Origin of the sequence: Companilactobacillus paralimentarius DSM 13238 = JCM 10415, assembly GCF_001434985.1 — a bacterium.
Taxonomy (GTDB): Bacteria; Bacillota; Bacilli; order Lactobacillales; family Lactobacillaceae; genus Companilactobacillus; species Companilactobacillus paralimentarius.
Window position 1 is genome coordinate 16,429 of the sequence record NZ_AZES01000029.1, and the last position, 15,327, is coordinate 31,755.

A 15,327-nucleotide genomic window follows, 5' to 3' on the forward strand; every position below is an offset into this window, starting at 1 on the left:
TATCTATTCTTTAATTTTATAATCAAAATAATCTAAGAATAATTCACAATACATCATGTTTGCCCAAGAGAACCATTCACGTGTAAATTTACTTGGATCATCAACATTAAATCCTTCATGCATCATATTAGTACCGGCTGTTGTGGCAACCATATTATCTAATAAGGTTGCTTTTTTATTCTTATTTGGTTGTGTTAAACCTTGAATTGCTAAGGCAATATGCCAAATATAATGTGCCGGTGTATGTGGACTACCTAAACCTCTGCCATATTTACCTTTAAAGTAATAAGGATTTTCTGGACTTAAAACTGTCTTACGAGTATTCAAGTAAGTTGGATCATCCATAGCTGTGTAATGTAAATATGGTGTACTCAATAGATTAGGTACATTTCCATCATCCATGATCAAGTAGTGACCCAAACCATCAGTTTCATAGGCATAAATGCGCTCACCAGTTTTATTAGTTGTTGTCCCGTATTTTTCAATTCCTGCCTTAACTTCAGACTGAATCTTTTCAGCCTTAGCAACAATCTCTGGATCATTCAAAATACCATTGAATAATTCTTGAATGTAATCAAGAATCAAAACCGCAAACATATTAGCTGGAACCAAATAACCATAAACACAGGCATCATCACTAGGTCTAAAGCCAGACCAAATCATCCCCGTTTCCGCCACCGGTGAACCCAAGCCATTATTAGTTAATGTATCTTCGGGTCTATCTTCATCTCTTTGGAAACAATATTTAGAAGCTGTCGTGTGATGTTGTTCAGTTTCAAAGACTTGCAATAACTTTTTGATGGCACTGACAAAATCATCATCGAATTGGTCAATACGACCCGTATTCTTATACAACAAGTAGGCCAATTGAACTGGGAAACAAAGTGAATCGATCTCAAATTTTCTTTCCCATATCCAAGGTGTCATTTCTGTATGATCCTTATGATGTCCCGCATTATTGGGTTCACTATTAAAAGCATTAGCATACGGATCATGGTTCATATTGAAGAATTGACGTTTAACGACTCCACGGATAAAATCTGATACTTCAGGAATCTTTTGCGCCATAACTAGATATGGTCGAACTTGACAAGTCGAATCCCTCTGCCACATTGCTGGAATATCTCCTGTCAAAATAAAAATGTCATCGTCAGCAATTCTTTTAACTGTTGTCTCTAAAGTATTGGCATAAGTTACATTAAATACCTTGGCCCAATCAGCGTGATCAATGCTGGCTTTTTTAGTAACTTCATCCATAAACTGTTTTATTTCAGGTGAAATTGTTTGTTTAGTCAAAATCAAGTCCTCCAATTGATATATCATTTGCTCCATCAGCATAATGCAAACGTTTACAAAAAACTAGTGTCTTTTTTTAAAAATGTGCTATATTATTAGTCATAGAAAGGAATATTAATATTATGGAACCAAAATACAAATTGATATACCAAACATTAAAAAATGATATTCTAACAGAAAAAATTGCTATTGGTGACAAGTTACCCAGTGAGAACCAATTAGCTCAAGACTACAAAGTTAGTCGCATTACCTCTAAACGTGCATTAACTGAACTGGAAAACGATGGCCTAGTAACTAGAAAAGCCGGTATCGGTACAATTGTTAAAAAGAATAATATCGAAAAAAACGCTAAGTCAGAAATCATTTTCGTAATTCCTTTTGCCAACAATAATGAATTTGGCGATTACACTAGTGGACTATTACAAAAATTAGACGATACAAGTGATTTTCAATTGACGACTATTAACAATAAAATTTTTCGTAATTTACCTATGTCACGTATTAAAGCAGCTAAAGGTATTATCTATTACGTTGAATCTCTTCATCTTGAATTACCAGTAATCACCAAACTTTATCTGAACGACATTCCTATTGTTCTATTAGATAAATCCTTTGAAGATCTCCCAATCTCTTCTGTTACCTCTGACAATTTCTCAGGTGGTTATTTGGCTACAAATGAACTTATTAAAAATGGCCATCACAACATTACCTTTTTGACTAATGAGGCTAATTTGAATGAGGCTTCCGTTCGCTCACGCTACTTTGGGTACCTATCAGCTTTAAAGAAACATCAAATCACACCAGAAATTCTTCACGCTGATTTAGATCAAAATGAGGCCATTGAATATTTAGTACATAATGTTGAAGATAAAAAAATCACTGGCATTGTAGCCGAAAACGATGTTGTTGCAATTAGAGCCATGAATGAACTACGAAATCACAATATTCAAATTCCACAACAATTGTCTCTAGTTGGTTTCGACAATATTCAGGCTTCCAAATTAAGTTATCCAGCTCTTTCGACTATTGACCAAAACTTCGTTGCTTTAGGTGAAAACGCTGCTAGTTTACTGTTAAATTTGATCAATGATCCTGATAAATCAATCATTCAACGGACCACCATTCCTGTAAAAATAATTGAGAGACAATCTATTAATACCTTAGGAGATAAATAAATATGCTAATTAATCAGATTGATACCAGACAAGGAACTGATAGTACTTCTGAATTCTCGCATGGTAATACACTTCCTTACACTGGCGTTCCTTTTGGAATGAATTATTTAATCCCACAAACAACTTTTGATGATACTTCTTGGTCCTTTTCACCTACATCGCACCAATTAGCTGGTATTAAAATTACTCATCAACCAAGTCCTTGGATTGGCGATTTTTCTAGCTTTATTTTGTCAGCTCTGACTGGTGACGTTGAAATCAATAGCAAAACTTTTGATCGAGTCGGATCATACCGTCCTAATGAAGCAACTTTCAATCCTCATTATTTATCTATCTATGACCAAAGATACGAAGTCCAAACCGAAATTACGCCAACAACATATGGTGCTATTTTCAAATACCAATTTAACCGTAATATTCCTAAAATTATTGTGCATATTCCTAAGAATGGTGAATTCATACTTGATGATAATCAAAATGAATTAAAGCTTTTAGTTAGGAATTATGATTCACATTTCAATAGCGACTTTAAGCTTTACGCCGCATTAAAATGTGATAAGGCCATCAAATCTACCTTGACCTTGCATCAAGATGAACCCGAATACGATTCAATGATTCTCTCATTTGCAGATACCAATGAAATCAATGTTAAATTAACAACTTCTTTTATCAGCTTCAATCAGGCTCAAATTACTTTAAACCGACTTTCCAACTTAACTTTTGAGAATGCAAAAAAAACTGCTCAAGAAACATGGCAGTCTTATCTTGATTTAATAATGGTAACTGATCGCGATAAAAAACGTCTTTCAACTTTTTATCATTGCATGTATCGTACTTTTCTCTTTCCACAAAGATGCTATGAATTAGATTCTGACAATCATCCGATTCATTATGATCTATACCATGATACTGTTAAATCTGGGTATCTTTATATGAATAATGGTTTCTGGGATACTAGTAAAACAGTTTATCCCCTATTCGCTATTTTGATTCCTAAGACATACCATCAAATGATGCTTGGTTTTTACAACAGTTACCTAGAAAGTGGTTACTTGCCAAAATGGTTAGCCCCTGATGAACGTGGTATGATGCCTGGAACATTGATTGATGCTGTTATTGCTGATGCTTCCGTCAAAGGTATTTTAAATGAAGATGAAATGAAACAATTTCTCGATGCCATGTTAAAGAGTGCTACTCAAAAAAGTAATGATGAACGTCTAGGTAGATTGGGCATGGATGATTTCAACAAGTATGGTTATCTGCCAGCTGATAAATATCCTGAATCTGTTAACCAAACTCTCGACTACACTTACAGTGATTTTTGTATTTCACAAGTCGCCAGTTTACTACATAAAGATAAACTAGCTAAAAAATATGCCAAATCAGCTTTAAACTATAAAAACATCTTCGATTCTGAAACTGGTTTGATGCGCCCTAAGAATAGTAATGGACAATTCAAAAGTGATTTCGATTCAATTCGTTGGGGTACCGACTATACTGAAGGCAGTTCTTGGCAAAACAGTTTTGCAGTTTATCACGATATTGCTGGTCTTAAAAAACTTTATAGTAAGAAACACACTTTTTTACAAATACTTTTGAATCTCAGTAATCAAAAACCAGCTTTTAATGTTGGGGGGTATGGCTTTCAAATTCATGAAATGACCGAAATGGCAGCTATTGATTTCGGACAAATTGCTATCTCTAATCAGCCCAGTTTTCATTTACCATACCTATTCGAATACACTGACCATCCCGAATATACAGAATTGCTGATCAAACAATTAGCTAATCAATTCAATGATTCAATCGATGGTTTCCCCGGTGATGAAGACAACGGTTCAATGGCGGCCTGGTTTATCTTTGCCTGTCTTGGTTTCTATCCACTTTGTCCTGGTAGTGATGAGTACGTTTTCGGTATTCCTTTATTCGACAAAGTCCAAATCAATCTACCTAATGACAAAAAATTTACCATTAAAACAAATCGTAATTACCCTCAAAATCAATTTGTACAAAACCGTTCACTTAACGGTCAAGAATTAAAACAAAGATTCTTAAAATACAGTCAGATCATTAAGGGAGACAATCTTGAAATCAATCTTTGCCTATTACCGGAAACCAAATATGATGAACAATTACCTTTCTCATTAAGTAAAAAATAACTCAAAAAGACGTTCATATTATCTATCAATATACTTGATAAATATGAACGCCTTTTTATTTGGATTATGTTTATATGCTATCGTTAATTTCCCAGCTAAGAGTTGTCTTGTACGTTCCGGCTTTATTCATTTGAGAATTCATATATAACAAAATCCCTTCGTCTCGGCTCCAACCTTGTGAATTCAAAGTCTCATCATTTTCAGTTTGATAAATCGAAGTCGGATTATTCAACAGGTCATAGAAATTTTTACCATTATAAAATCTTAAATGACCCGACAATACATCAGAATTTTCATTAGTAAATTCGCCTACTTGCTCGACACTCAAAGTTACTGGCTGCTTATTTCTTCTTGTATCCTCAATATCAACGATATTATTAGGTAAATTTAGTTCGTCTTGACGATTCAAAGTTCCTTCAGACATAACAGAATTTAATGTTCCATAGTCAATATCGTTTGCCTTCTTTATTGCTACGGTATCTAAAGTATAGTTGATCACATTTTGATTACCTATCTTCCGATAGGAAACCCCATCATCATCTTTACCACTAACATACGGAATTGAACTGAAACTGTCCTTTTTATCTATGCCTACTACTTCGGTTTCAACGTCAACCGTATGACTTTCATTAATGTCAAAATTCAAATTCGAAACGATCAAATCAGTTGCATCGGTCGTTGAATTTTTCGATAATTCATAATTGTCAGTTTCTACACCATCGATTTTTACTGATTTAACAGTTGTCCCATTTCTCAAAGGCAAAGTGTAAGTAGCATCATTTAAACGTCCACCTGAAGTTTTATTTTCTAAGGTGTCATGATAGATTATCTGATCGCCATTGTTTACACCAAATAACATATTTTCCGTATTTGTACCATCATTATATGTATTATTTTCCATGGTATTGGTAATAGACATGTTAGGTCCGCCTTCTGGTTTAACATGTAAAAAAGCATCATTCGTTGTGTATGAATAAGTTTTACCATTATATTTCACTTGTACAATGGCCAAGAACAAAGTTCCATCATCATTCAACGTCGTCTTAGGAGTTGTATAGGAAAGTGCTTGCGGGTTATCCTTTTGGATTTGTTCACGAGCATGAGTGATTGGATCTTCTTTATACCATTTGATTGTATAATTACTTTCACCCTCTGTATCATCACCTTCGTCTAAATCACCAACATTTCCCTGCAAATCAAAGGTTGCCGTTTGACCAGCCTTAACTGTTTGATCTTCCAAACCACCACCGATGGTAATATCTTTATAGTTGGAAACAGTTGATCCGCTCGGATTATGTAATGTTGCTGTAACTCTAACTACACCAGACAAACGAGAAGTATTAGCATCAATTTCACCTGTTTCACTGTCAATAGTGGCTAAATTATCATTATCAATACTCCAACTAACTGTACCTGTAAAATTAGCAGGATCAGGATGCGCATGTGCTATAGTTTCGGTATTGACGATATCGTTTGAAGAATTATATAAATAGTCGTCATCTGTCGTCACTTTAACACTAGTTGCATCCACTGGTTCAGGGACAGCATTGACAGTCGCTAAATCAGAATATAAATGTGTCGTTGTTCGACCAAGTATTCCCAGAGCCTGCCAATAAACCTCCAATTGATAATACGTTTTACCTTCTTTATCTGGAGTTATGCTCAAAGTTTTCTTATTAGCTGAACTAGACGTATCCTTGCTCCAATTCTTTCCATCAGTAGATTTATACCATTGATATTTCTTAATCGTATAGCCTAGGGCTAGAGTCAAAGTTAATGTTCCTAAAGAACGTGACGCATTACCCGAAATAGTCTTAGTCTGTCCAACCTCTAAATAGGTTTCTTTTGCCGGTTGCAAGCTATAACCATTGGTTAGTCTAATGCCCAAGAACTTACTAGAATTACCACTTGGTTCCTTATAAGGATTTACCTCAGTAGTTTCCTCATCTTGAGCACTAACTTTCTTATAATGTCTATTAAATGACGAGGCCGACAATATGGAAATAAAAACTAATACTAGTAACCAACGTTTTTTTAATTTCCTCATCATGAAACCCCTTTCTATTAATTAGCAATATAATATTATCATATAATTTTTGTATATTAAATCATTTTTGACTATTTTATTTTTGATAATATGGTCTAGATTGGCATTACTTAAAAAGCTTAAAAAAATCTTAAATATCCTTAAGATACCTATATAAAGGAAAATTACCTATTTTTTTAATGTTAGAATTACACTAATTCATGTTAGAAGGGAATTATTATGGGAAAAAAGCAAACAAATCAACACTTTTCCCATAACGGGGAAAGAACTATGGAAAATGACGTACTCTCACCAAAAGTAAAAAAAATAGCTCGCGATGATGTTGAAATTAAGGTTCACTACGTTGATTCCTTAGGTAAAGAAATCTCTAAGCCAGTTACCATAAAGGGACATTATCTAGATAAGTTAGATATTCCTTGGCAAGAAATACCTGGGTATGTTTTGTCATCTGTTACTAACTTCCAACAGACATTTATTCCTAATTCCGATGGAATCTACTTAGTTTATGCTAGTCAACTATCAGCTCCTGTTATTGTTTATCATCGCAATACTGATGGTAATCTAATTGCTGATCCACAATACCTTGAAGGTGAATTGAATCGTCAATTTGATTCACATCCACTTCAAGAAGCTGATCACTTTTTAGTACATTCGCCTAAAGAACCACACGGTCAATTTACTAACAAAGTTCAAGAACAAGAATATGTTTATAATGTTTTGCCAGTTAGAGAATTCAAAATCAAAAAAAATCTCTACATTCGAACTAAAGACAATGTCAATGTCTTCAGTGAGCCAACTAGTAAAGTACCTTTAGACAAACCTTTACCTTTTGGAACAGATTGGAAAGTCTATCGTGCTGTTCAAGAAACATATAATAGTACAATCTGGTACAACTTGGGTGGTAACACTTGGATTCCAAATTCTGAAAGAATCATGACTAGAATTATCCAACAACCAACATCTCAACAAGAAATGTTAAGAAGCCCTCTAAGTGAAACTGCTAGTAACATCAGCTATACTTATTCAGTTATCGACAGTATGAATATTAATCGTTCAGTTAAAATACTCTATTATTCTGATCAGTTTGTCACTGCTTGGAAAACACCCTATGGTGATATGGATAATCAACGTTATCAAGGTGGCCAATTTGTTTTTGTCAAAACGCTTGTCCAATTAGACAATTACAGTGTTTGGGCTCAATTAGACGATGGTTATTATATTGAAAGTAAATATTTAAATCTATAAAACCAAAGAGACAGTTAATTCAAAATTGAATTAGCTGTCTCTTTTATATTCCCAGTTGTTTAATAATTAGGATCATTTAATATTTGATAGTATCTTTGAGCCTCACTCATTAATTCACTATCACTTATACGGAAAACTCCATCAACAATGAATGGTTTAAGAACTTTCATTCTTGTATATTTTGCCGTACGCGTCATAGGAAATAAATATTCATTTATAGTATGGCCCTGTTTTCCACCAACTCGATACTCTTCTTCACTGGCCCCCACTGTTACCGCCAGCATTAATTCCTTACCATCTAAGGCATGACCCTCATGACCGTATGCCCAACCGTGTTCCAAAACCAAATCTTGCCATTTCTTTAACAAAGATGGGCCACTGAACCAGTACATTGGAAATTGCCACACAATTCTATCAGTCTTAGTCAATGCATTCTGTTCAGCTTTAACATCGATATTACCATCAGGATAAAGTGTATAAATATCTCGTACTTCAATATCTGTATCTTTTATTAAAGCTGCATTGGCTCGTGACTCTTTCAAGTTAGGATGAAATAAAAAAATTGTTGTTTTCATATTAATTTGCCTTTTCTATTATTTGATACTGTAAAATTCCGTGGGAAGAAGCCCCTTTATCTTCTAGATAAAATGAAGTATTGAATTGCCATAAATTAGGAACTGTTTTTATATGATTTGTTTTTGCATAATTATGCATACTCACTAATCCTGTCATAATACCTGCATTATTATTTTTCACCTTAATCACAAGATATCTTCCTGATGGTTTTACAAGCTGTGGAAGTGCATACCCATCATCATTGAAACTAGTTTGAATGAAACGGAAACTAGCATTTCTATATTCTTGATGTGAAGATAGATCCAAATTTGTTAAAAAACCACCATTCCCAGAAATCAGTAATTTATTATCCGTCAGTTCTTTACTAAAATTTGTATAATTAATCGCCATTTCTTTTGGAGCACACGCTTCTAACATATCTGAACAAAAAAAGCGTTCCGCATTGCATGCTAATATTTGAGGATGATTAAATGTCAAAAATACCCTTGATTCTTGTAAATCATTAATTCTATTTTGAATTGCGGCAAATGCATTTTGTAGATTTCCTATTTCATCTTTCAATTTACTAGCCGATTCATTTAAGATACCCACAAGTTTTTCTTTATCTTTATCATTCAATAGACTATTTATCTGATTAAGAGAAAGTCCTGATTTTCTTAAAGATGTTATTAGTTCAAACAGATATACTTGATTGTATTCATAATAGCGATAACCATTGGACGCGGTGATTGCAGGCTTAAAAAGGCCTTTTTCATCATAAAAGATTAATGTTCTTCTAGTCGTATGCACCAATTGAGCAAATTCCATTGTTTTTAACATTTGATCTCCTCTCTTTCTATAACACATAGGTTAAACCTTAACGTTACGTTAAGGTCAATAAAATATTTTTTTTATACAAAAAGGTCAGTGTAGAAACCATATTTAAATGGTTATTACACTGACCTTCCTTACTTCTCAAACGTACTAACTTAAATTAATTCTTCAGTTTTATGTTGATTAATAGTTCTTTTCTTCATTTGAATATAAACAAAATTTGTTACCAATCCGACTAAAGCTACCGCAATAGCTACATAGAAAGCTTTAGTAAAATCCCCCTCCATTGTTAGCTACCATATTAACAGCTACTTTAGGTGCAAAGAAAGCAGCCGCAGAATCCCCGACGAACACAATGCTTACCTACCTTTTACAGTATTTTAAGATTCCATATCTTTCAAAGCATTATTTGCAGCAATACGTCCAAATGTAAAAATGTCACTCAATGAATTACCACCAAGACGGTTACCAGCATGAATTCCCCCAGCAACTTCACCAGCGGCATACAAACCGGGAATAATCTTTTCATCTTGGTTAATAACATGAGCATCTGTATCAATCTTCAAACCACCCATTGTGTGGTGAACAGCTGGTTTTCTAGGTGTAGCGTAGAATGGTGCTTTTTCAACTTTCAAATCAAAGGCACTCTTATGGAATTCTGGATCTTCTCCAGCATCAACATAAGAATTGTAATCATTAATAGTCTTAACAAAAGTAGCTGGATCCATGCCCACTTGTTTAGCCAAACCCTCCAAGGTATCATCACGATACAAAGTGCCTTGTTCAACTTGCTTGTCAATTTGAGCTTGGCTTGTATTATAGGCCGTTTCTTTAATTGCGTCGTCAGCAATCAAATAGAACAAACTACCATTATCAATCGCAGCCTTAGTCAATTCATCACGACTACCATATTCGTTAACAAAACGTTTACCTTTTTGATTTACCATCACAAAATTCTGTGGTGGTACTTGTAAACCACTGAAGAGTTCTCCAGTTTCTGGATCAGATACCGGCATCATTTGAGAGAAACCCATGCCAACTAATTCAGCGCCGGCGCTTTGGCCTAAACGAATTCCATCACCAGTAATAGCCGGAGAATTAGTTGTTTTAATATTGTCATCAATATTAGACCAGTAAGTATTGTACTTCTTCAACATCTTCGTATTAGCACCAAAACCACCTGAAGCTAAAACTACTGCCTTTGCATGTACAATAATCTTTTTACCATCAGAACTACGAGCAATGATACCTTTAACTTGACCATCTTCGATAATCAATTCTTTAGCTGCAGTATCTGTCATGATTTGTCCGTCATTACTCTCAAGATACTTCTTCAAAGCTTCAATAAAAGCAAATCCTTGACTACCAAGTGGCTTATGTCCACGTCTCCATAGAGCTCCAACTGGCATTGTCACTTGAGTCTTATCAAATTTAACCCCAATATCTTCAAGCCATTTAACTGACTCTAGGGCATGATCTGTTAATTCTTTTACTAAATCATATTGACCATAAATCTTGTTACCCTGTAGATCAGTTCTCTTTCCACCAAGATAAGTTTGAATACGGTGTAAAAGTTTAGAATCAAAAAGATAAGCTTTCTTATCTTCATTTTCCTTAAGATATTCATTAATTTGTTTCTTCAAGGCTTTAAAATCAGCTAGATATTCGACATCAATCGTTTTTTCATCAATTTCAGAGATTTCTTTTAGCGTGTGACGTTCACCAGTAATCTCTTCAAATTTATTTTGCCATTCTGGATCGGCAGCATTCATTGGTCCACCAGCACGAACAGTGTTTCCACCAATAGCTGGGAATTTTTCAAGGACAATTGCTTTTTTACCTTGCTGAATCGTTCTAGCAGCAGCCGTTAATCCGGCACCACCAGCACCGACGACGACAACATCAGTTTGATATTCAACGACATTTTGTTTATTAGGACCATTTGATTTCTTACGTTTTTTCAAAATATCAGGATTTGCTCCGGCCATTTTGACAGCTTTGGCAACACCATCAACCACTCCACGACTAGTGATAGATGCACCAGAAACAACGTCGACATTTAAAGTCTGTCCATCAATAATTTGTTGAGGGATACGTTTGAAAGCAACATCAGCGATACCTTGAGTTTCACTAGAAGTATCGATATCAATCTTTTCAATACGGTCATCTGACAAAGTAACTTCCATTGGTAAGTCACCATTATGACCAACTGCAGTAACCTTGAAAGTTCCCGGTTCATAAGTAATATCTTCCGGAATATTCATTTGAGCGATAATATCGGAAAATTTCATAAACTTAGCAAAACAACTATCTAAGAAATCAATTGTACGTTGAGATTTCAAATCACCTTTATTGTCAAAAGCATCTTGAGCTTTACCCAACAAAAATTCGGAACCTGGCATGACACTGGCATTAACCCCCGGAGCATCCAGAACTTGACGCAAGTGTAATTGAGCTCTAGACGAACCTTGAATATTGTATGAAGCACCAACAATCATTACTGCTTTACCATCTAGAGGATGTAAATTAAATGATAGCCATTCAATAATGCTTTTCAAAGCGGCCGGAATAGAGTGATTGTGTTCTGGTGTGGCAATAATAACTCCATCACTAGCTTCAATTTTTCGATTGAATTCTTGAATAATCGGACTATCAGATTGATCCTTAGATTCATTGAACATGGGAACATCTTTTAATTCGAGAATTTCAATTTCTGCCTTACTAGCAAAATGCTTCTGCATGAATTGTAAAAGCATTCTGTTATATGACTTTTTGGCATTAGTACCAACAATTCCAATAAATTTCATTTACATATCCTCCCCATTTGCAACTTGTTTCCAAGAAAATTGCTTACTGATCTCAAAGAATTTACTATTAGCCGTCAATTTTTCAGTTAACTTAACGAAAGAAAGAAATTCTGTAAAATCATTATCCAGTTCTTTAGCTTTATCTTCGTAGACCATATTTCCATTATCATCAAAAGCTTCCAAAGCTCTTCCTAACAAATATTCCACATTAGGCATGATTAAAGCTTTAAGTTCCGGTGCTTCAAGGATCTGACGTAAATGAGCTTGAGCACGTGATGTTCCAAGAGCCCCTAACGAAGCTCCGATAATCATAACCGGTTTATTGATCAATGGACGAGTTGTGTAAGATAACCACTCGATGGCATTTTTCAGAACAGCTGGGATAGAATGATCATATTCAGGTGTAGCAAAAATTACACCATCACTAGCTGCAATTTTATCTGACAGCACTTGAACAGCTTGAGGTGCAGTCTTATCCTCCGGTTCATCAAAAACAGGAATCTCATCAATTTCACAAATTTCAATTTCTGCTTGTTCACTATAATGTTGCTTCATATACTGTAATAAACGACGATTGGTTGACTCTGAAGAATTAGTTCCTACGATTCCAACTAATTTCATAACAAATCTCCTCACAATTGTGTAAGGGTACACAATTAACTTTTTTAAATTAAATTATTTAGTAAGTAGTCAGAATGGTACTATTTAATAGTAAAAACTACCCACTAATTTTAGGTTAAATATCTTTTCCTATAAGGTTAGTCTAAGGTATACTTGTGAATTTGTGAAATATTTATTTAATTATTAAGCTATAAGTAAATAGCTATAAGTTAGGAATGACAGTCTATGCCAAAAACTGATTCTCTAAATATGCTCCGTTTTTTGGACACTTTGTTAAAACATGGTAATTATACAAAGGCAGCCAAAGATCTTTATATTTCTCAACCTTACTTAACGCAAACAATTCAAAATGCTGAAAAAGAATTGGGAATTGAAATTATTAATCGTAAATCCTCCCCTTTGCAATTAACCGATGCTGGAAGAATTTACTATCAATATTTGAATTCCCTTGAGACCGAAAAAAGTAACTTTCAAAAACAAATTCTTAAATATTCTTCTCCCAATAAAACAGTCATTCATTTAGGAGTCCTGTCTAGTTTGGGGACTTATTTGTTACCGCTTTTTATGAGAAAATACTTATCCACTCACCCTGAAGTCAAGATTGAACTCCATGAAGATATTCCTGAAACTAATGAGAAAAAACTTTTAAACGGTGAAATTGATTTTCTTCTGGGACAAAACCCAGAAACTATCTCGCCCAGATTAACTGTATACAATCGTGGAACTCACGGTTATTTTGTTATTATTCCTAAGACTTCTCAATTTTTTCAACAAGGAAAGAAATCTTTGGAACCAAATTCAATTTCAATCAAGAACTTATTAAAGGAGAAGCTTGTTTTAACCACCCATGGTTCTGCAATCCGACGCCAAGTTGATTACTTACTGGAAAAATACAAAGTAAATTCAAATATCATTTTGGAAAGTAGCAACATCTTTACCACCGCTAAACTCGCCACCAGCGGTTTGGGAGTGACTCTATTGCCCGAAAGTATTTATATCACTCCTAATAGCGATGAATATAATATCTACCCTCTACCACAAAGTATCATTTCACTTGATTATTTTATTGCCTATCAAGCGGATCGAACTTTGAATCAGGATGAACAAGATTTAGTCGACTCTTTCCTTAATAATATTCAAGAAAGTATCGATCAAGATCCTACATTATTGTAAATAAAAAGATAAAACTCCTTTTTACAGGTTCTTGCTCAAAGTCGGTTAATATTCCCATCTTTTTTAAATTTAAAATATAAAAATAACAGCGTCCATTTAGAATAAGCGTATATTACGTTTCTAAATGGACGCTGTTTTAAATTTTGGAATCATTTGAAATAAACAATAAAGATATTGTTTAATATTTTATCCTCTGACAAATTTTTTCAACAAATTCATCGGCCATACCCTTTAGAAAAACACTATTATAGCTTTCAAAGTATTTGCCAAATTCACTTTTATCTACCGAATATCCTCGATAGTCATTAGCAAGTGTTATTAAAATTGTCTTTTTGGAGTCGGCTTCACGTATCTTTCCACCTAATGCATAAACTAATTCTCCAGGATAAGTAACAATGCGCAATTCAGGAAAGTCATATATATAAGCACTTGTCGTAAAATGCGTATGACCATAATACCTTATATGCTTGTATGTATCTAAAATTCCCTTTTTACTCTTATCTTTTTCGTAATCGTTCTTTATTCTAAGCCATAACTCGTTAGCGGTGGGAGATGTTATTGGATCATAATAACAATTATAATTAACCTCTGTAACATTCATATCAGTCAATTCTTCACTTGTAAAGTCGGTTGTATTCAATGAATTTGTAACTAAGCTAGCAATTCTTTTAACTTCTTCAAAAGTACTTTCTTTTCTTGTAAATCTGGTACTAGTATCACCACAATCTGCTAAGAAAATTATTGGAGTTACCCCCGTTTTTCTCTTATAGTTTTGACGTATTTGTCCAATCAAATCTGAGGTTAAAGCTTTATTGTTAACATTCATAACCGTCGGATGTGTTGCAATTGATAATAACGAATTAACCATTTGTCCATTATTCCAAAATTTCAATTCAATCATTTCATCGTTAAAGGGAGCGCCAGAAACATTACGGTTGCCATAGGCTAAATGATTCACCCTTGAACTGGACATAGTAACAGAAACTTCTTTAATATCATTTATTGCCTTAGCCACTGATTTTACAATTCTATTTGTAATTAACTGCCAATAATTACTATTTATTTCAGGATTATCTATCAACAAATCCGTTACCGTTGGTCCTGAATGAGTATGTATAGCAGCAATAATTATTTGAGAACTATCAATACCGTACATTTCAGTAATCAAACGTTTTATCCTATCAACTCTAAAACCTGGCAACGCGACAATGTCCAAAGAGATAAGTAATAATTTGTATTTATTCTCTATATAAAGAACCGATTCAAATAGATCATCATGAATTGAATCAGAATAACGTGGAGTATATCCTTCCATTTGGACCCCGACGTTCGGTGTTATTTTATTTGTATCATATCCAATATACATAACACGCCTCCTAATATCATTACCCACAGAATAGCACTTTTAAACCACT

The 15,327-nt window shown here is 34.2% G+C and carries 12 protein-coding genes; 4 read left to right on the plus strand and 8 right to left on the minus strand.

The features are described 5' to 3' along the window. Positions 1-3: 3 nt before the first annotated feature. Positions 4-1,296, minus strand: coding sequence for a glycoside hydrolase family 125 protein (locus FD33_RS03380; RefSeq protein WP_025085359.1), 1,293 nt, complete (start codon positions 1,294-1,296; stop codon positions 4-6). Positions 1,297-1,418: 122 nt separating this feature from the next. On the opposite strand from FD33_RS03380, the gene FD33_RS03385 reads away from it, so the two are divergent. Both FD33_RS03385 and FD33_RS03390 read left to right on the plus strand, forming a co-directional pair. After that, a complete protein-coding gene (locus FD33_RS03385; protein ID WP_056955761.1) occupies positions 1,419-2,471 on the plus strand; it encodes a GntR family transcriptional regulator in 1,053 nt (350 codons plus the stop codon). Positions 2,472-2,473: 2 nt separating this feature from the next. Beyond that, positions 2,474-4,630: a GH92 family glycosyl hydrolase gene (locus FD33_RS03390; RefSeq protein ID WP_056955762.1), complete on the plus strand. Its 2,157-nt coding sequence runs from the start codon at positions 2,474-2,476 to the stop codon at positions 4,628-4,630. 70 nt (positions 4,631-4,700) lie between these two features. On the opposite strand, the gene FD33_RS03395 is transcribed toward FD33_RS03390, so the two are convergent. Beyond that, positions 4,701-6,677: a hypothetical protein gene (locus tag FD33_RS03395; RefSeq protein WP_056955763.1), complete on the minus strand. Its 1,977-nt coding sequence runs from the start codon at positions 6,675-6,677 to the stop codon at positions 4,701-4,703. Positions 6,678-6,896: 219 nt separating this feature from the next. On the opposite strand from FD33_RS03395, the gene FD33_RS03400 reads away from it, so the two are divergent. Then, a complete protein-coding gene (locus tag FD33_RS03400) occupies positions 6,897-7,922 on the plus strand; it encodes a MucBP domain-containing protein (RefSeq protein WP_025084907.1) in 1,026 nt (341 codons plus the stop codon). 59 nt (positions 7,923-7,981) lie between these two features. Here the strand turns inward: FD33_RS03400 and FD33_RS03405 are convergent, their stop codons facing one another. From FD33_RS03405 to FD33_RS03420, 5 genes are all read right to left on the minus strand, one after another. Further along, positions 7,982-8,497 carry an NAD(P)H-dependent oxidoreductase gene (locus tag FD33_RS03405; RefSeq protein ID WP_025084906.1) on the minus strand — a complete coding sequence of 172 codons (516 nt, stop codon included), beginning with the start codon at positions 8,495-8,497 and terminating at the stop codon, positions 7,982-7,984. 1 nt (position 8,498) lies between these two features. Beyond that, the gene (locus tag FD33_RS03410; protein WP_025084905.1) at positions 8,499-9,317 is read right to left on the minus strand and encodes a MerR family transcriptional regulator; all 819 of its coding nucleotides are present in this window, start codon (positions 9,315-9,317) and stop codon (positions 8,499-8,501) included. A gap of 149 nt (positions 9,318-9,466) precedes the next feature. Then, positions 9,467-9,598, minus strand: a complete 132-nt coding sequence (locus FD33_RS13015) for a hypothetical protein (protein WP_264372418.1) — start codon at positions 9,596-9,598, stop codon at positions 9,467-9,469. Positions 9,599-9,691: 93 nt separating this feature from the next. Then, a complete protein-coding gene (locus tag FD33_RS03415; protein ID WP_025084904.1) occupies positions 9,692-12,118 on the minus strand; it encodes a flavocytochrome c in 2,427 nt (808 codons plus the stop codon). After that, positions 12,119-12,739, minus strand: coding sequence for an NADPH-dependent FMN reductase (locus tag FD33_RS03420; RefSeq protein ID WP_025084903.1), 621 nt, complete (start codon positions 12,737-12,739; stop codon positions 12,119-12,121). 225 nt (positions 12,740-12,964) lie between these two features. On the opposite strand from FD33_RS03420, the gene FD33_RS03425 reads away from it, so the two are divergent. Then, entirely contained in the window at positions 12,965-13,912 is a 948-nt protein-coding gene (locus tag FD33_RS03425; RefSeq protein ID WP_025084902.1) for a LysR family transcriptional regulator, read from the plus strand. 178 nt (positions 13,913-14,090) lie between these two features. On the opposite strand, the gene FD33_RS03430 is transcribed toward FD33_RS03425, so the two are convergent. After that, positions 14,091-15,278: a neutral/alkaline non-lysosomal ceramidase N-terminal domain-containing protein gene (locus FD33_RS03430; protein ID WP_025084901.1), complete on the minus strand. Its 1,188-nt coding sequence runs from the start codon at positions 15,276-15,278 to the stop codon at positions 14,091-14,093. Positions 15,279-15,327: the final 49 nt, after the last annotated feature.